The organism is Faecalibacterium sp. BIOML-A1 (assembly GCF_009679715.1).
Classification (GTDB): Bacteria; Bacillota; Clostridia; order Oscillospirales; family Ruminococcaceae; genus Faecalibacterium; species Faecalibacterium taiwanense.
Genome location: NZ_WKZJ01000006.1, coordinates 115164 through 132517, shown reverse-complemented (window position 1 = coordinate 132517; position 17354 = coordinate 115164). Strand labels below are relative to the sequence as shown.

Annotated in this window: 14 protein-coding genes; 4 read left to right on the top strand and 10 right to left on the bottom strand. The window is 57.4% G+C overall.

Annotated elements, in window-relative coordinates:
* Positions 1-5 precede the first annotated feature (5 nt).
* Both GKG36_RS08775 and GKG36_RS08770 read right to left on the bottom strand, forming a co-directional pair.
* Positions 6-2063 carry an MMPL family transporter gene (locus GKG36_RS08775; protein ID WP_154260253.1) on the bottom strand — a complete coding sequence of 686 codons (2058 nt, stop codon included), beginning with the start codon at positions 2061-2063 and terminating at the stop codon, positions 6-8.
* Positions 2063-2434 carry a hypothetical protein gene (locus GKG36_RS08770; protein WP_154260251.1) on the bottom strand — a complete coding sequence of 124 codons (372 nt, stop codon included), beginning with the start codon at positions 2432-2434 and terminating at the stop codon, positions 2063-2065. Before GKG36_RS08770 ends, GKG36_RS08775 begins: the two co-directional genes overlap by 1 nt.
* On the opposite strand from GKG36_RS08770, the gene GKG36_RS08765 reads away from it, so the two are divergent.
* The 3 genes from GKG36_RS08765 to GKG36_RS08755 all read left to right on the top strand — a co-directional run bounded on the left by GKG36_RS08765 (position 2402) and on the right by GKG36_RS08755 (position 5778).
* On the top strand, positions 2402-3751 hold the full coding sequence (locus GKG36_RS08765) for an MATE family efflux transporter (RefSeq protein WP_154260249.1): 1350 nt from the start codon (positions 2402-2404) through the stop codon (positions 3749-3751). The two genes, GKG36_RS08770 and GKG36_RS08765, sit on opposite strands and share 33 nt — an antisense overlap.
* A gap of 241 nt (positions 3752-3992) precedes the next feature.
* The gene (locus GKG36_RS08760) at positions 3993-4895 is read left to right on the top strand and encodes a hypothetical protein (RefSeq protein WP_154260248.1); all 903 of its coding nucleotides are present in this window, start codon (positions 3993-3995) and stop codon (positions 4893-4895) included.
* A gap of 145 nt (positions 4896-5040) precedes the next feature.
* Positions 5041-5778, top strand: coding sequence for a Type 1 glutamine amidotransferase-like domain-containing protein (locus GKG36_RS08755; RefSeq protein WP_097781039.1), 738 nt, complete (start codon positions 5041-5043; stop codon positions 5776-5778).
* 156 nt (positions 5779-5934) lie between these two features.
* Here GKG36_RS08755 and GKG36_RS08750 read toward each other — a convergent pair whose 3' ends face one another.
* The 6 genes from GKG36_RS08750 to GKG36_RS08725 form a co-directional block, all read right to left on the bottom strand.
* A complete protein-coding gene (locus GKG36_RS08750; RefSeq protein WP_154260246.1) occupies positions 5935-6861 on the bottom strand; it encodes an Abi family protein in 927 nt (308 codons plus the stop codon).
* Positions 6858-10172, bottom strand: a complete 3315-nt coding sequence (locus tag GKG36_RS08745; protein ID WP_154260245.1) for an SbcC/MukB-like Walker B domain-containing protein — start codon at positions 10170-10172, stop codon at positions 6858-6860. Before GKG36_RS08745 ends, GKG36_RS08750 begins: the two co-directional genes overlap by 4 nt.
* A complete protein-coding gene (locus tag GKG36_RS08740; RefSeq protein WP_154260243.1) occupies positions 10169-10765 on the bottom strand; it encodes a DUF4194 domain-containing protein in 597 nt (198 codons plus the stop codon). The genes GKG36_RS08745 and GKG36_RS08740 overlap by 4 nt, the downstream gene beginning before the upstream one ends.
* The gene (locus tag GKG36_RS08735; protein WP_097774071.1) at positions 10752-12179 is read right to left on the bottom strand and encodes a Wadjet anti-phage system protein JetA family protein; all 1428 of its coding nucleotides are present in this window, start codon (positions 12177-12179) and stop codon (positions 10752-10754) included. The genes GKG36_RS08740 and GKG36_RS08735 overlap by 14 nt, the downstream gene beginning before the upstream one ends.
* Before the next feature lie 325 nt (positions 12180-12504).
* Positions 12505-13038, bottom strand: a complete 534-nt coding sequence (locus tag GKG36_RS08730; protein ID WP_154260241.1) for a hypothetical protein — start codon at positions 13036-13038, stop codon at positions 12505-12507.
* 425 nt (positions 13039-13463) lie between these two features.
* Positions 13464-13934 carry a hypothetical protein gene (locus GKG36_RS08725; protein WP_154255992.1) on the bottom strand — a complete coding sequence of 157 codons (471 nt, stop codon included), beginning with the start codon at positions 13932-13934 and terminating at the stop codon, positions 13464-13466.
* Between the two features lie 427 nt (positions 13935-14361).
* Here GKG36_RS08725 and GKG36_RS08720 point away from each other — a divergent pair, with 427 nt between their 5' ends.
* Positions 14362-15033, top strand: a complete 672-nt coding sequence (locus GKG36_RS08720) for a hypothetical protein (protein WP_120081263.1) — start codon at positions 14362-14364, stop codon at positions 15031-15033.
* A 227-nt stretch (positions 15034-15260) separates the two neighbouring features.
* Here GKG36_RS08720 and GKG36_RS08715 read toward each other — a convergent pair whose 3' ends face one another.
* A complete protein-coding gene (locus GKG36_RS08715) occupies positions 15261-15593 on the bottom strand; it encodes an acylphosphatase (protein ID WP_120120684.1) in 333 nt (110 codons plus the stop codon).
* A gap of 1 nt (position 15594) precedes the next feature.
* Positions 15595-17250, bottom strand: a complete 1656-nt coding sequence (locus GKG36_RS08710) for a putative manganese-dependent inorganic diphosphatase (RefSeq protein WP_097774076.1) — start codon at positions 17248-17250, stop codon at positions 15595-15597.
* Positions 17251-17354 lie beyond the last annotated feature (104 nt).

Here is a 17354-nt window from a genome sequence, read left to right as displayed (position 1 = left end):
CTCGGTCAAGCCTCCTTCGGCTGTCTTTTCTTTTTTATAATGAGCGGGTCGGCCAGATACAAAAAGCCCGGCAGTGCCGAAAGCACGATGGCCAGCGACACCAGACTGCCCACGCCCAGAAAATTGCCCAGCTGGCCCAGCAGCTGGTTTGTGGAAATGGCTCCCATCAGGAAGCCCACCACCGCCATGGCGCTGCCGGTGGTGCTGACCGAGGTGGTCACAGCGGACACCGTGGCCGCAACGGCTTCTTTGCGGCCCAGCGTCTCGCGGAACTCCTGATAGCGGTCGGAGAAGAGGATGGCGTAATCCACCGTAGCACCCAGCTGCACCGAGCTGATGATGAGATAGGCAATGTAGAACACGTACTGGCCCCGGAAGTACGGGATGGCCAGATTGATCCAGATGGCGGTCTCGATGCTGAGCACCAGGATCACTGGCAGCAGCAGCTGGCGCTTCATAAGGAGCAGGATCAGGAATACTGCGCCGATGGCCAGCAGGTTCACCTTGACCATGTCGGCCGTGATGGTGTCCATCAGGTCATAGGTGCTCACGCCCTGACCGGCCAGATAATAATTGTCCGGGTAATATCGCTGCACCGTGGCGCGCACCCGCTCCACCAGCGCAAAGGCCCCATCGCCCTCGGTGTCGGCATCCACCGTAAGCACCATGCGGGTGTAGCCGCCGGAGACCAACAGCCCCAACGTATCCCCGGGCACGAACTCCGGCGGAATGGACGCGCCTGCGTTGTCCACATAGGAAAGGATGCCGGTCACCTCCGGGATGGCGTGCAATGCATCCGAAAGCTTTTGCTGCGTGGCGGTGTCGCCCTCTGGCACCAGTACAACGTAGGTGTCGCTGCGGCCAAAGGTCTCCTCGATGGCGGCGGTGTCCGCACCCAGACGGGTGTTCTCGCCAAACATGTGGGCGGCACCGTAGTAATACTGGTTCGAGTTGGAGGCCAGATAGCTGGGCACCATCAGAATGACCAGCACCAGCGCCATGGGCAGCATGATGCGGGCCACAAAGCGGCCAAACTTGTCAAAGCTGGGCAGCAGTGGCCTGTGGTAGGTCTTATCCATCCACTGATACGCTGCCAGCGTGAGCGCTGGCATAAAGGTGAACACGGTGACAAGGCTCAGCACCACGCCCTTTGCCAGCGCAAGGCCCAGATCCGGGCCGATCTGGAACTGCATGAGCACCAGTGCCAGAAAACCGATGACGGTGGTCAGGCCGCTGGACAGGATGGAGCCGGTGGATCTGCACAGGGCATCCACCATGCACTCCTCCGGGCTGGCATCCGGGTTTTCAGCCCGGCACTCCGCAAAGCGGTGGATCAGGAACACCGAGTAGTCCAGCGACACCGCCAGCTGCAGGATGCTGCCCGCCGCGTTGGTGACAAAGGAGATGGTGCCGAAGATGAGGTTCGTGCCGTTGTTGAGCAGGATAGCCGCGCCAAGGCCCGTCAGCACCAGCAGCGGCTCCGCCCAGGAATCGGTGGTCAGGATCAGGATGAACAGCACATACACCACCGCGATGGCGGCGATCTTTGCCACCTCGGTCACGGTGGAGTTGGTGGCAACGGCAGTGGAGACCGCCGCGCCCTCCAGCGCGTTGCCCTCCCCGATCAGCTCCCGCACGGCAGCCACGGCTTCCAGACGCTTCTCGTCCTCCACCGTCACGGTGAACAGGGCGCAGCCATCCTTATAATAGCTCTCCACCGTGGCGGTGTCCTGCATCTGCAAAGGCACCGTCACATCCAGACTGTCGTCCAGCCATGCAACGGAGGACACTCCGTCGATGGCGGCAAGTTTTTCCTTGTACTCCAGCGCCTGCGGCACCGTGACATCCCGCACCATGACCCGCATATTGGGGATGCCGCCAGTGAAAGCACCGTTCATCACCTCGATGGCGGTGGTGGAGGGGGATTCCGGCGGCAGGTAGTCGTTGATATCATAATCTACCTTTACCTGACGCACAGCGAACACGCTCAGTACAGCCGCCAGTGCAAACACCGCCAGCACCAGCCTGCGGCGGCGCACGATGGCGGTATAAAAACGTTTCATCAAAACAGGAGTTCTCCTTTCCGGATCCATAAAAAAACTTTTATCATTCTAACAGGTTTGATAAAAGTTAGAAAGAGACAGTTTATGAATTTTGACCCTCGAATGCCGATTTTTTGATTTTTCTGCCTTGACAACAAAAATAAATTCTGATATGCTCTTTTTCGGTTCATCGGAGGACCGTTTTCAACGTAATTTGAAACGGGCCGGATAAGATGCCGTGCAGACAGCGCCCCGCCGGAGGTTTCGTTGCCGTAGTGACGAAGCAGATCGAGGCCGGGCGTGCACTCACGGACATTTATCCGGCCCGTTTTTGCACCTTGTGCAGAAAGGAGGACGCCATGTCCAAGCAGCGGATCCAGCTTTCCGATCATTTTACCTATTCCCGCCTTTTGCGGTTCGTGCTGCCCTGCATCGGCACCATGCTGTTCACCTCCATCTACGGCATCGTGGACGGCCTGTGTGTCTCCAACTTTGTGGGCAAGACGGCCTTTGCGGCGGTCAACCTCATCATGCCGCTGCCCATGCTGCTGGGCACCATCGGCTTTATGCTTGGCACCGGCGGCAGCGCCATCGTGGGCATCACGCTGGGCGAGGGCGACCAGAAAAAGGCCGACCGCTATTTCACCCTGTTCCTGCTGGCGGCTCTGGTCTCGGTCAGTGTGCTGGCCGTGCTGGGCATTGTGTTCCTGCGGCCCATTGCCGTGCTGCTGGGCGCCAAGGGGGAGCTTTTGGACTATGCGGTGCGCTATGGACGCATCCTGATGGTGTCCCTGCCCACCTTTGCGCTGCAGAATATGTTCCAGAGCTTTTTCGTCACCGCCGAAAAGCCGCACCTCGGCTTCTGGTTCACCGTGGGCGCGGGCTGCACCAACATGGTGCTGGATGTGCTGATGGTGGGTATCTGGGGCTGGGGCGTGGAGGGCGCGGCCATTGCCACCTTTATCAGCCAGCTGGTGGGCGGCGTACTGCCGGTGTTCTACTTCATCGACCGCAGCAACTCCAGCCGCCTGCACCTGTGCAAGACCAGTTTTTACAGCAAAGTACTGCGGGATGCCTGCATCAACGGCTCTTCCGAGCTGATGACCAACCTTTCCATGTCGCTGGTCAATATCCTGTATAACTTCCAGCTGCTGCGTCTGGCCGGTGAGAACGCCGTGGCCGCCTACGGCGTCATCATGTACGCAGCCTTCCTGTTCGTGGCGGTGTTCGTGGGCTATGCCGTGGGCAGTGCACCCATCGTCAGCTTCCACTACGGTGCCCGCAACCACGCCGAGGTGCACAACCTCTACCGGAAGAGCCTGCGGCTCATCGCCGTGGTGGCTGTGACCCTGACGCTGGCTTCCATGTTCATCATCCCCTGTGTGGCGCGCATTTTCGTGGGCTACGATGCGGAGCTGCTGGCCCTGACCAGCCGGGCCTTCCGGCTGTATGCGCTGAGCTTCCTCATCATGGGCTTCAACGTGTACGCGTCCTCCTTCTTCACGGCGCTGGGCGACGGCGTGACCAGCGCGCTGATCTCCTTTTTGCGCACGCTGGCGTTTCAGGTGATCGCCATTCTCCTGCTGCCGCTGCTGCTGGGCATCGACGGCATCTGGCTGGCCGTCACCGCCGCCGAGCTGGCGGCTCTGGCCGTGAGCGCCGCCATGCTCCTCACCAAGGACAAGGTGTTCCATTACCGAAAGGTGTAAACTGTTTATCTATATTCTTTCTATTAAACGCATAAACGCAGAAATTCGACAAATAAACGAATTTCTGCGTTTATTTTTGTCTATCATCTCCATTGAAGCCCGCATATGACCATATTATACTTAATCAAAATAATGTTTTTGTTCGCAAGGAGGTTTTATATGAAACGCAGAAAATTTCTGGTCTCGTTACTGCTGGCACTGCTTATGCTTCCGTTACACGTATTCGCTGAAGAGCCCACCTATGACCTATGCATTTACTGATGCGGAAGTTCTTGCACGTGGACAGCTGTATTATTCTTCTCTAAACCAGTTTTTCAGCAATGTTGCAAATGATAACGGCAATGCCGCCGAAGTCACCTTGACCGGTGCCATTGGTTTTTGTGACACAGATTACTGGGTTCAAAGCGAGTTTGATGCAAGAGTTGCTCAGGGTACTACATATGGTCCTTGTCTTTATATCGAGTATGTTGTGACCGACCAGAACGGCCACAGTAAAACTGGCTATTCCTATGATTTGCTACCCGTTGGCGGACATTTCAACGAAGGTCTTGCCAAACTCAACTATACAACTGCTGTTAAAAACTTTTCGGGTGGTTCCGGCATCAGCATTTTAGGAAACAACTTTGTCAAAGACTCTCTCAATTACAAAGTTCGCATTGACCTTTCTGATTATGCCGCCAAAGGGTACTCCACTACTAAAACACAGGTCGACGCTGCCCGTGCGGCAAAAGTGGCTTCTATTGTGGAAACACCTGAGCGCTACTACGCCAACCTTGAAAAACTTTTAATGACATTTGATTCCAATACTCAGACAAACGAAGTTATCGTTTGCGTAAAGGGCATCTATACAGATGATGAACTTGCTTCTATCAGCTATACCGATGACAGTAAGATTCAGTACTGGCTGGACTACACTACCGTAAATCTCAACTTGAAACAGGTTCGTGTTAAGAAAGCCTACTCTGTACTTGGCTCTATTACTGTTATCGGCAATGCAAGTGAATATAATAAAATGGCTTTGATTGCAAACGGCAGAAATCCTTCTTACACTGAGATTGCACCCGGTATGTATCGCAATGCGGATGGCTGGACAGTTTTCCGTGTCAATCTGAGCGATTATACCGCCAAAGGCTATGTTTACTGAACTTTAATTTCTTCTAAAGATCCCCTGCTTTCTGCGAAACGGCGAAAAGCGGGGGATTTTTTTGGTGATTCTGGCTCTGCCGCTGGCAGCAAAATCGTGTTAGAATGGACACAGCTTCTTATTCACTGTTTTACGAGGGATCATTATGACATTGTTTTTGACCAGCAGCCCCAGCGGCTGCCCCTTTGAGCCGGGGCCGGATATTCCGGTGCTGGACACGCGCAACCACTTTGTGGCGAACCTGCGGGCCGTCTGGCCGGATCACGCCGTGCTGGGCCTTGCCATTGCGGCAGACCCCTATGCCTACGAGCAGAACGACGAGATGTGCCGGGTGTTTGCCCAGAGCTTTGCGAACGCCCACCTGCCCCTGACGGCGCTCATCCCCTGTGATGCCCGCAATGCCGAGGAGATCGGTTCTCTTTTGCCCCAAAGCGGCTTTGTGATGCTGTGCGGCGGGCACGTGCCCACCCAGAACCACTTTTTTGCTCAGCTGGGCCTGCCGGGGCTGTTCCACAACTACCACGGCATCGTGCTGGGCGTGAGTGCCGGCAGCATGAACGCCGCCCACATCGTGTACGCCGCGCCCGAGGAACCGGGCGAAGCCGCCGACCCGCACTACTCCCGCTGGATGAACGGCCTTGGCCTGACCGAGACCCGCATCCTGCCCCACTACCAGTTCATCCGGGATCATGTGCTGGACGGGCAGAAGATGGAGGACATCGCCCTTGCCGACAGCAAAAAGCGGCATTTTCTCGCTTTGCCGGACGGCTCGTATATTCTGTGCGCCGACGGCAGCGAGGCGCTGTACGGCAGAGGCTGGTACTTTGCGGACGGGATGATGGAAGAGATCAACGAGGATGAAGATGTATTACCACTGAGATAATGGACTGATTCTCCCACAGGAAAGGCCCCCTATTACGTAGTAATAGGGGGCCTTTCCTGTGGGTAAAAAAATCAAGAGTGGAACATCTTTTTCAAGATATGCCACTCTCTACAAAAGCTTTTGCTTTTCAATTGTAGAAGATATTATATCAGAAGTTTAGGTGTTTGTCAATAGGTTTTTTATAACTTTTTCCTGAAATTTATAAACGCCTACGATCTTTGTATTTGTCCTAAAATATTCTTTATGCCGTACAACTCTTCCTTCCAAAAATTCCTGAAGCTCCTCATAACGCTTTTTTCTGGAATTGACCGGCATCAGACAGTCGTATACATACAACAGCGTAATAAAGCTGTTTGTAAATTTGCAGTTCATATTGTTGACGCGCGATGTTTTAGAGATTTCCGGCATAGCTCCAATAAAGTTTGAAATTTCGCTGTTCACCTGCTTTGTTGCATCGATTCTCTCTGTCATCTTATTCAGCAGGCAGTTGCTGTGTGCCGATGCATTGCGGACATCCCGTACGGTGTTCATCAATGTTCTATTCACGATTTTTACGTTATATCGTTTCTCGCAGAAATAGCAGAAATACAGCAGGTCTCCAAATGAAATCAGCTCCACAAACACCCAGATGGGGAAATACGGGTAATACTTTGCAATCAGGTCCTTGCAGTACTCTCCAGCCTTATGCCTGCGTATCCCTTCCAGCACTCTCATCCCGCCTTCTTCTGCAAGAAAGCGGCGGACGATATCATATCCATCTTCCTGCGGGTCCTTTGTTGCAAGGTCCACAAGCCGAACTTTGATTGCATGTTCAATGTCCAGGCACATTTCCAGCACCAAATGCCGCAAGTGCATATCCAGTCGAGACAACTCCTGCAAATATGCAAAATCCAGATTCTGGTACATTCCCTTCCGCTTGCCTTCTACGCATTTTTCGTAGTTTGCGCGGTAGGCTGCAAGCTTCATGTAATAATTATTATTCTCCAGAAAATCCATTGCTTCTTTTTCAGAAGTCTCCCGGAATGTGATGCCTTTTTCTTTCATGTGCTCAATCAGCTCTTTGGTCGAAAGCATTGGCTTCATTCTGCATTTTCCTCCTCTCTGTCCTTTTCAATCCGGACAAAGGGCGCAATGGCGTTGGTGTCGCCGTGGCGGACGATGGAGTAGGTGATGTCGCAGTAGGGCTGGATGGCGGTGCTCTTTTCCACGGTGGAGATGAGCAGCACCTGCAGCTGCAGGCGGCGGAACAGCTCCATCATGGGGCGGATGCGGTCGCTGGTCATCTTGCTGAAGGCTTCGTCCAGCAGCACAAGACGGATGCTGTTCTCGCTCTTCTCATAGATCTGCAGCAGGCTGGCGCAGATGGCCACATAGAAGGGGGCCTGATTCTCGCCGCCGGAGGAGTCGCGGCTGACCCGGGACAGGTATGCCTGCTGGCCGGTGACCCGGTTCGTCACCTTGATGTCGTAATCCAGATAGGTGCGGTAGTCCACATAGTCCGAGAGGGTCACGCCGCCGGTGCGGCCCTCCTGCCGGGCGCGGGTGTTCTCGTCCACATCCGCCATGATTTTTTCCATCAGCTCGTCCACCTGACGCTCATAAGCAGGGTCGGCGGTGGCGGCAAGGTTGTCCAGCGAGTCGCCCTCGGTCATCTGCTGGTTGCCCTTGTCCACGATGACCTGATAGAAGGCCGCCAGCTGCGGGTCGCGGCTGGGCTCCAGCTCAAAGCGGTAGACCTCCTCGCCGTAGGTCAGCTGTTCCATCACCTTGTTCAGCTCCCGGAACTGCCGCCGTGCGTTGAAGATATCGTCCTTCATGCGGAACAGGATATCTTTGCGGAAGCGGTCCTTGCAGTCCCGCTGGGCCTGTTCCAGACGGGCGGCGTAGCGTTCCAGATCGATGCGCACAAGGCTCTCGTGCTGGGCGCGGTACTGGTCCAACCCCGCAAGGCCCAGCGGATAATCGCACACATAGTGCTCGTTGTAGGCCTTCTGGGCCGGTTCCAGCGTGCCGGTCAGATAGACAGCCAGCGCATCGTCCAGCTTGGCCTGCGCCTTTTCCGCAGCCTGTGCGGCGGCGCGGGGCTTATCTGCCGGGGCCAGCGCCAGCATCCGGGTGCGGGCCAGCGGCTCCACCAGCGGATGCGCCGCAAAGAAGCTCCGGGCAGCATCGGCGCTCTGCTGTGCCGTTTCCCCTGCCTTTTTCTGCTCTGCTTCGCAGGAGGCGATCTGCTTTTGGCACACGCGGATATCGCCGCCCGCCTGCTCCACGGCGGCGCGGGCAGTCTCCCACGCGGCTTCGCGGGCTTCTTCCTCCTTGTAAAGCTGCTGCAGCAGCGGGTTCTCGCGGCACTCGGTGAGCTTTGCTTCCTGCTCGGTCACAGCATTCTGTGCGGCAGTCAGTGCGGCGCGGGCATCCCACAGCGCAGCCAGCTCGTCCAGTGCCGTGCCCCGCAGCAGGGTCTGGTACTGGTTATAGGCGGCTTTCAGGTTCTGTTCTGTCTGGGCGGCAGCACAGGCGCTTTCCCCCAGAGCTTCCAGCTCGGCCGCCAGCGCACCGGCGCGGGCGCGGCGGGCGTCCAGACCGATATACCGCTGCGGGGTGCGCAGCCGTTCCAGCCGGAAGGGGTGGTGGCGCAGAAGGTCGCGGGTGGCGCTGTCGGGATGCTGTTCCAGCGTATCGGGGGTGTCGCAGCAGACGATGCGGCCCAGAATAGTCTGGGCATACTGTGCAGCCAGCGGATTTTCGCTGCTCACCTGCGCGGCAAGGCTGTCCGGGCCGTACTTGTCGGCGCGGCGGTTGGCCTTGCGGATGCCCGGGGTGTCCAGCAGGCTGATGGGGCCTACCTTGTCCTTCAGAGCCACAAAGGCGCTCTTGGCGGCTTCGTAGTGGGCGGGCGGCACAAGGATATCAAAGCGGCGGTCGCCAAGGCAGGCTTCCACGCAGTCCTGCCAGCTTTCGTCCTCCACGTTCAACAGTTCACAGAAAATTTTCGCATCCGGCTGCATGCCCCGGCTCTTCAGTTCGGCATTCACGGCATCCCGCACCCGGGTGGCGGCATCGCCGTGGGGGTAGACCCACTTGCCGCCGGACACCGCGTCCAGCTCGGCGCGCTTGCCGGCCTGATCCTTCTGCAAAGCAGCAGTGTTCTGGCGGGCAGCAAAATAGGCTTCCTCCAGCGGTTTTTCCTGCGCGGAGAGCCATGCGGTGAGCTGCGGCAGAGTGTCCGCCGTCAGCTCTTCGGCCTTGATGCCGGCAGCAAAGCCGCTGCGGCGCAGCACAGCCAGCAGGCTCTGGGTGCGGGCAAGGGCACTTTCTGCCTTTTCGGCTTTGCGTGCGGCGGTATCCAGCGCCGTTTTGCGGCGGGAAAGCTCCTCGGTCAGGGCGTCCAGTGCCCGGCCCTCGCCGCTGGCGCTGGCGGCACCGTGGGCGGAAAGATAGGCCCGGCGGGCTTCCGCTTCGGCATTTTTGGCCTCGGCATAGCGGGCGTTCAGCTGTTCCAGCTGGCGGCGGCCCGCATCCAGATGCTCCTGCCAGACGGTCTGTTCGCTGCCGTCGGCAGCGGCGCGGGCCAGCAGCGCCGCGCCCCGGTTCACAAGGGTCTGGGTCTGCTTTTCGGCAGCTTCGCGGCCAAAATTCACGATCTCTTCCAGCGCGTTGGCGCGGGTCTGTGCTTCGGCCAGCACGGCGTGCAGATTTTCCAGTTCCAGCCGGTCGCCCTGCAAAGCGTCCAGATCCAGCTCCGGCTGGGGCAGGATGTACTGGTACAAAAACTCCCGGAAGTTGGGGATCTCGTCCATGCTGGTGCCCATCTGGAACACCTCGTTGAACTTTTTGCCCAAGGGGCTGGAGGCGCGCCCGATGCCCAGCGCACGGCAGATGCGGTCCCGCGCTTCGCTGGGGCTGCGGGTGTAGGAGAGACGGCCCGTTGCGGGCTTGAAGTCCTCCTTTGCGCTGGGTGCACCGGTCTTGGGGTCGATGAAGGGCAGCTGTTCCAGCGTGCAGCCGTCCTCCGAAAGATACCATGTCTGATCGCCGGGGTGCAGCTCCTGCATGGGGCCTTCGGACTCCACCCGCACCGCGATGACGAAGGGGGTGCGCTTGACGCTGTCCCAGAACTCCGCCCCGATGTAGGCCACGGTATGGCCCGGGCGGCGGTAGGCGTTCTCGCCGCGCTGCTTTGCGTGCACCGAACCCTGCAGGGTGCGGCCGCTCTTTTTATTGCCCAGCGCATTGAAATTGCGGTTGGTGGTCAGGCAGTAGCGGATGGCATCCAGAATGGTGGTCTTGCCCACGGCGTTCACGCCGATCATATAAGTGAGCCGTGCGCAGTCGAAGGTGACATTTTCAAAGTTGTGCCAGTTGATAAGCTTCAGCCGTTTGAGTTCGATCATTCTTCACCCTCCCCTGCTTCTTCCGGTCGTTCATAAAGGCCAAGCTCTGTGCGGGTGCGGGCAGATTCTGCCGCTGCATCCGCAAGGTCGGCATCCGGCAGGGCCAGCAGCACGGTGGGAAATACCTCAATGCGGCTTTCCAGCCCGGAAAGCCGCCCCACAGGCCGCGCCAGATTGTACCGGCGCAGGGTGCGCATGAGGTTTTCCAGCGTTTTCTGGTCCAGACGGCGGGGCAGATTCATCTTCTGCAGCTCGGTCTGCACCTCTTCCACCGTCACCAGCACCTCGTCGGCATTGGCCGCAAGGCTCTCGCGCTTTTGCAGGTACAAAAGCCGCAATACCAAAAGCAGGATGCTCTCGTATTTCAGCAGCCGGGCCTGACTGCCCTCGTGGCCGTTGACCAAAGCCGCCGCCTGCAGGGGTGCCGGGTACAGCAATACAGAATAGCCCAGCGGGGCGAACACAGCGCGCACCTCGTCCAGATGGTCCTGCACATAAAGATATTTTGCCCGCTGATCCTCCACGCCGCCCAGCACGAAGCAGTGGTTCAGCAGGTAATTCGCGGTTTCTTCCAGCATGTTAATGGTTGCCATTTTCTTCCTCCCTGCGGCGGGTGAGGACAAAGTCCTCAAAGCGGAAACCGCCGCGCTCCACCCAATTGCCGGTGAGCTGAATGTCATAATCCCGGTGCGGCGACTGCGAGTAGGTGTGCAGGCCGATGATGCGGGCAAAATCGTTCGGGTATTCGTCTGCCAGAAGTGCCGCGTTCACCTGCGGGCGGGCGGCAAGGGCCTGCCGGGCCAGCAGGGCCACGTTCTCCTCGGTAACGGCAAGGCGGGCGTAATCCAGCAGCAATTGCTGCTCTTTTTTGAGCTGTTCCGGATCGAATACTTCGGTGCGCACCGGGGCCAGCGGCTCGGCGGTGCGCTGGGCAGCGGGCGGGTACAGAAATTTCTCCCCGAACACTGCCGCCGGGTACAGATGCAGCCGCTTTGCCACCGGGCCGTCGTCCGGCTCAAACAGCTGCTCCGGGGTGCGGATGTCCTCGGCGTAGCGGCGCAGCAGGGCGGTGACGCTGCCCTGCGAAGAACGGTCGCTCAGCAGCAGGAACTGTGCCCGCTGCACAGCCCGCTTGCGGTAGCGGATGTGACTTGCATCGATCTCGCGCATGAGCAGGCTCATCTCTTCCAGCGCGTCCCGCTGCTTCTGGATGAGTGCACGCACGGCAGGTGTCGCTTCGTTCGGGGCGCAGCGCTCCACCCGGGCATAATCAAAGGCCAGCTGCGGCAGATAGTTCTCCTCGCAGTCGTCCAGCTCCTCTTCCAGATAGGCGCGGTAGTTGAACAGGTTGTCGCTGGTCTTGAAGCGGTGGTAGGCCGCCGCCACCACCTTTTCCTCGTACTGGTCGAACAGTTCCAGCACCTCCTGCGGGGTGCGGTTGCGGGTGAGCCGGTCGATATAGTGGCCGATGGAGGCATTGAGCGCCCGGAGAGAGCGGTTCAGCGCGTCAAGGTCTGCGTCCACCTCCCGCAGAACGTTCTCATAGGGGCTTTTTTCCTGCCCGATGCTGCCCAGCAGCTGCCATGCCTTGTACAGCTTTCCGGTATAGGTAACTACGCGGGGGTTCAATATTTCTTCCAGCGCTTCCAGCAGCGGCGTTACCTCCGGCACAAAGGCAAGGGACGCTTCCCCCTCGTAGCTGCCGGGCTGCTCTTCCAGCCAGCCGGTGCGGCGCAGCCGCAGCAGAAAGCCCACGGCCAGCGTGTGAGGGTCGCGGGTGGGCTGCTCTTCTTCATCGCCCGCACCGTCGGCATCCAGCGCAAGGGGCTTTGCCAGTGCGGCAAAGTAATCCTCGGCACGCCAGACGGCCTCCGCACGGGAAATGCTGTAATCCGCCGTGTGGCGGCACTCCTCCCAGAGCAGAAGCAGCAATTCCGCATAAAAAGCCCGGTTCGGCCCCGCCAGCGGGCGGAACAGCCGCGGGGACACCAGTTCAAACAGCTGCATGGAAACGTCCTTTCCTGTTCACATCAGAATACGTTTTTATTGTACCACAAAACGACACGGTTTGACAGAGAAACCATTCAGAATTGCCGCCGGGAGGGGCGGGGCAGACTCCTTCCGTCAAACCCTGCGGGTTTGCCACCTCCCTCAGTGAGGGAGGCTCTGGCGAAACCGGAAGCTTTGCACCTGAGCCGGAAGCTTTGCCGCCGGGAAAGGCTCCCTCTTTGAGGGGGCTGTCGCCGCAGGCGACTGGGGGAGTTTGCCCTAAACGCAAAAAAGCCCCGGGGAGCGGGGTGCTCCTCGGGGCAATAGTTTAATTGTAATCCGCTTACTTGCTCAGTTTATAGCCAATTGCAACGTAGGTCTTTCCGCCAACGGTCTTAGTGCCAACACCCAAACCAGTAACTTCGATTTTCGTTCCATTTTGTTCACTAATTTTGATTACTAAATCTGTTGCAGTCTTCATCAACTCAACCATATCAGAATTAACCGTAATCGTTCCTGCCGTTGTTTCTTCATAGTAAACAGCCGTGTACACTTCAGCGTTCTGCTTCGCATTCTCAGCACAAACAATTGCACCTACGTAGTTTTTCTCGGTTTCTTTCTTTGCAGTAATAGCAGTCAATGCAATCTTGCCGTCTGCAATTTTGTTCAGTGCTTCTGTTGCCAGTTCCTTGACTTCACTGTTATTGGACCATTCTGTGCCGTATTCCTTGTTCAGCGCAGCCATATATACATCCTGAACTTTCTTCTCGAACTCACTTTCACCAGGGCCACCAGCGCCACCGCCGCACGCGGTGAGCATTGCCAGAACCATCACGCCGGCCAGAAGGGCGGCTGCGAAACGCTTGAACATTTTCATTGTAATGTTCCTCCTGTTTTCAAATTCTGACGGTTTGGGCGACCCCAAATCGCTTTACCCGTCTGAATTTATTTTATCCATACCCCCCCCCGCATGTCAACAGGCATATCGCCCAAATTCCGCAGTTCTTTTTGGCAATTGTCCCTAAACGCAAAAAAGCCCCGGGGCGGGACGAACTCCTTCCGTCAAACCCTTCGGGTTTGCCACCTCCCTCAGTGAGGGAGGCAACCCTCTCAGTCATCGCTGCGCGATGCCAGCTCCCCCGAGAGGGGGAGCTTATTTGCTGCAAACCGTCAGATGTCTAAAAGCTCCCCCCTTTGGGGGAGCTGGCACGCCGTAAGGCGTGACTGAGAGGGTTCAAACGCAAAAAAGCCCCGGAGGGCGGCCTTGCAGCCACGCTCCGGGGAGAAAGGGTGAGGAATTTTTTACTTTTTGCCCTTGATGCGGATGGAAATACCAATGTAGCTCTGCTCGTTGTTGCTCTTGACCACAACGCCTATATTCGACCAGTTGCCGTCCTGCTCTACGCTGGCATTATGATCAGTGTCAACGTGATGAGAGATCTTATCCAGCACATAGCTCAGGAGAGTGTCCTTATAGTCATACCGGGCGGTGATGGTGATGACCAGATCACCTTCCAACGTATCCGTATGGAAATTGAACGCTCCTGCATGGCCGAGGATCTTGAACTGAGCATTGAGATCTTCATTCAGATTTCTTTCAGCCACTTCGCGGAGCTTTGCGTCATTGGTCGCCTGGACGCCCTTCTCCTGACTGATCTGGGCCAGTACTTTCTGCTCTTCGGTTGGGCCGCCGCCACCGCCGCAGGCCGTCAGCAGGGCCAGAGCCATCACACCCACCAGAAGCAGGGCAGCAAATTTCTTCAGCTTTTTCATTGTAAAGCGCCTCCTGTCATTTCAAGATTTTGTTGATTTGTCTCATTTCAGTGCTGTTTTTTCGCACTACAGAACGGGTGTCGTTCTGGCCTGATTATATCCGACAGCAGTTGGTTTTGTCAATCGAGAAGATGCATAAAGTTTCCGAAACATTTTCGTTCAAAATCAATGAAACAGCGGCTTTTTTGTTGCAGTATTGAGATATACTGTCCTTATTTCGCAAAGGTTCTTTACCGTGCTGGAAAATCTTCTTCCAGCCGGAAGCTCCATGCTGTTTTTTTCCGGGGCACAGTCCTTCCCGGTTTGAACAGATGTTGTGTTCCGATCCATCTTTCAGAATCCTTTCAAAAAATTACGATTTTACACAATTCTACCATTTTTGCATGGTAAAATAAGGTCGTAGAAAAAATAAAGGATGTGGCTTAATATGCAACACTGTCCCGCCCGCGCGGCACAGCGGCTGGCGGCGGCAGTTTTGGCGCTGTGCCTTGTGCTGGCTCTGGCCGTTCCCCACGCACACGCAGCTGCCCTGCAGGAAACGCACGGCATCCGGATGCTGGACTTCAGCACCAGCCAGATCCTTTCCATCGGCAACCAGACCTCCGGCAAATGCAGCTGGTACGCCTTGCGCTATGCACGCACCATTCTGGATGGAAAAGTTTCCTCCGGCAGCGGCATGTGGTCAAACGGTGCGGTCTGGTCTGCGGGCGGCTACTACGGTTATTCCGGCAGCCTGTCCGAGTGCCTGCAGAAGCTTTACACCGAGCTTTCCGCCGGGAAGCCGGTGATCGTGCATCTGAAAAACACCGCGGTGAGCGGCGTAAAACGGCACACGAACCGCACCTCCAGCTATGAATACCACCTGACCAGTTCCGGCTGGAACGAGGTCAATTACCCGCACATCGCCACCAGCGCCGCCTATGGCCACTGGGTCTGTGTGGTGGGCATCCGTGCGGATGCAGACCCCGCGAACCTGAAGGAGAGCGATTTCTACGCGCTGGACCCGGCCCGTGTTTCCGCAAACGGCACTCTGGCTGTGACCCGGCTGCTGGACGGCACCATCTGGACAGACAATTCCCCGCTAAAAACAGCAGGTTGATAAATTTAGAAAGAGCAAAAAAGCTGACGCTTTCGCGTCAGCTTTTTTGTTTGTACGAACCCTCTCAGTCTCGCTTTGCTCGACAGCTCTCCCGAAGGGCGAGCTTTATAAGCGGGGATCATTCAAGATCCTCTTCCCGAGAGGCAGTGCTTGCCAAAAAATGTCAAAAAGCTCCCCCATCGGGGGAGCTGGCAAAGCCGACAGGCTTTGACTGAGAGGGTCTCGCATCAATACCCTTTTACCGAGAAGCCCCGCTCCCATGGGTCGGGCGGCAGATCCTTCTGGCGGATGCCGGTGATCTGGATATAATCGCTTTTCTGGATCATGGCGAACAGCCGCAGGAACTTTTCCGGGTCGCCCTGCACTTCCAGCGTCACGCTGCCGTCGTCCTCGTTCTCCACCCAGCCGGTCAGTTCCAGCGTCTGGGCCGCATAGCGGGCGCGGTAGCGGAAGCCCACCCCCTGCACCTGCCCTTCGATGGAATAGCGGCGGCGCACAGTGCCTTCCGGGAGGGAGGGCGGCGTGGCATCCTGTGCTTTTTTATGCAGAAAATCAAACATCTTACAGCTCCTGATAGGCGGTCATCAGCGCCGGGATGAACTGCTTTTTGCGGCTCACCACACCGGGCAGGGTAAAGCTGCCGTCCTCGGCAGGCTGGGTCTCAAAGCCGTCCGAGAGCACCTCGGAAGCATAGCGGCCATCGCTGATGACCACGCTCTCCTCCTTGGGCACGTCGGTGAGCAGCATGTAGATATCCTCCACGTTCTGCTTGTTGCGGGCTTCTTCCAGATAGGGCTGCAGCAGCGCTTCGGCGGCAAGCAGGTTCTTGCGGGTCATGTAGCTGCCCTGCGCCACGCCAAAGCGGATATCGCCGCACATGAACACCTTGAAGTCCTGCAGGAACACCTCCTCGGCGGTCTTGCCGTCCAGCTTTTCGCCTGCTTCAAACATCTCGCTGGCAAACTCGTCAATGTCCACACCGGCAATTTTTGCCAGACGCTTTGCAAGGGCCTCATCCAGCGGGGTGCAGGTGGGGCTGCGGAACACCAGCGTATCCGAAAGGATGGCCGCCAGCAGAAGGCCTGCGATCTGCGGCGGGATCTCCATACCGTTCTCGTCGTACATCTGGGTGATGATGGTGGCCGTGCAGCCCACCGGCTGGTTGCGGAAGTACACCGGGCCGCTGGTCTCCAGACTGCCGATGCGGTGGTGATCGATGATCTCCAGAATTTCGGCCTGATCGAAGCCCTCCACGGCCTGGGTGGCCTCGTTGTGGTCCACCAGGATGATGCGGCGTTTTTGCAGATTGATGATGTTGCGGCGGCTGACCATGCCGCAGTATTTGCCGTCCTCGTCGAGGATGGGGAAATAGCGGTGGCGTACCTTGGCCATCACGCGGGTGACATCGGCCACCGGGGTGACGAGGGTGAACTTCATGATGTCGCTGCGGGTCATATAGTAGGAGATGGGCGCACACTGGCTGATCAGCTTACCGGCGGCGTAGGTGTCCACCGGGGCCGACATGATGGCCACGCCCATTTCCTCGGCAATGCGCTGGATGGTGCGGCCCACCTTGGAGCCGTTGCAGATGATGAGCAGCGACGCTTCTTTTTCAATGGCGCACAGCTGGCTTTCGTAGCGGTTGGTCAGGATGACGATGTCGCCTTTTTCCACGGTATTTTCCAGCATTTCGGGCGTGGCGGTGCCGATGCGGATGTGGCCGGTGGTGCACACGTCGTCCTCGCGGCCCACCACCATGGTGCCGCCCAGCGTTTCCAAAATATTGCGGTAGGTGGTCTGGCTCTTGGCCAGGATGCCGGTGTCGAACACGTCCATGTTGGCGGTGGCAATGTCCTTGACCGTGATCACGCCCTCCAGCTCGTTGTCCGGGCTGGTGACCGGCAGGGTGTCGATCTGCTTGTCACGCATGATCTCCCACGCCTTGCGCAGGCTGGTGGAGCCGGGGATGCCGGGCATCTCGCGGTAGTCCACATCGCGGATCTTGGGGTTCACGTCCGTGCACATGCGCGGGGGCTTTACCCCGAACTTTTTGAGCACGAACTCGGTCTCCTGATTCATTTTGCCTGCACGGCGGGGCTCACAGACCAGATCACTGGTCTTGTTTTTCAACTCTGCATAGGCAATGGCCGAGCAGATGGAGTCGGTATCCGGGTTGCGGTGGCCGATCACGACCACCTTATGGGCTGCTTTTGGCATATTGTTCCCCCTTTGGGTTCTGATTTACCTTTTATTTCTTATCTCATTTACCACAGTGCACTCCCCTCTCCTGCAAAGCGCAGTGCACCTCAGGTTTATTTTAG

Bases quoted from the DNA above. Each gene is read 5' to 3' on its own strand.
- GKG36_RS08775 (WP_154260253.1), bottom strand. From the start codon at position 2,063: ATGAAACGTTTTTATACCGCCATCGTGCGCCGCCGCAGGCTGGTGCTG.
- GKG36_RS08765 (WP_154260249.1), top strand. From the start codon at position 2,402: ATGTCCAAGCAGCGGATCCAGCTTTCCGATCATTTTACCTATTCCCGC.
- GKG36_RS08770 (WP_154260251.1), bottom strand. From the start codon at position 2,434: ATGATCGGAAAGCTGGATCCGCTGCTTGGACATGGCGTCCTCCTTTCT.
- GKG36_RS08760 (WP_154260248.1), top strand. From the start codon at position 3,993: ATGACCTATGCATTTACTGATGCGGAAGTTCTTGCACGTGGACAGCTG.
- GKG36_RS08755 (WP_097781039.1), top strand. From the start codon at position 5,041: ATGACATTGTTTTTGACCAGCAGCCCCAGCGGCTGCCCCTTTGAGCCG.
- GKG36_RS08750 (WP_154260246.1), bottom strand. From the start codon at position 6,861: ATGAAGCCAATGCTTTCGACCAAAGAGCTGATTGAGCACATGAAAGAA.
- GKG36_RS08745 (WP_154260245.1), bottom strand. From the start codon at position 10,172: ATGATCGAACTCAAACGGCTGAAGCTTATCAACTGGCACAACTTTGAA.
- GKG36_RS08740 (WP_154260243.1), bottom strand. From the start codon at position 10,765: ATGGCAACCATTAACATGCTGGAAGAAACCGCGAATTACCTGCTGAAC.
- GKG36_RS08735 (WP_097774071.1), bottom strand. From the start codon at position 12,179: ATGCAGCTGTTTGAACTGGTGTCCCCGCGGCTGTTCCGCCCGCTGGCG.
- GKG36_RS08730 (WP_154260241.1), bottom strand. From the start codon at position 13,038: ATGAAAATGTTCAAGCGTTTCGCAGCCGCCCTTCTGGCCGGCGTGATG.
- GKG36_RS08725 (WP_154255992.1), bottom strand. From the start codon at position 13,934: ATGAAAAAGCTGAAGAAATTTGCTGCCCTGCTTCTGGTGGGTGTGATG.
- GKG36_RS08720 (WP_120081263.1), top strand. From the start codon at position 14,362: ATGCAACACTGTCCCGCCCGCGCGGCACAGCGGCTGGCGGCGGCAGTT.
- GKG36_RS08715 (WP_120120684.1), bottom strand. From the start codon at position 15,593: ATGTTTGATTTTCTGCATAAAAAAGCACAGGATGCCACGCCGCCCTCC.
- GKG36_RS08710 (WP_097774076.1), bottom strand. From the start codon at position 17,250: ATGCCAAAAGCAGCCCATAAGGTGGTCGTGATCGGCCACCGCAACCCG.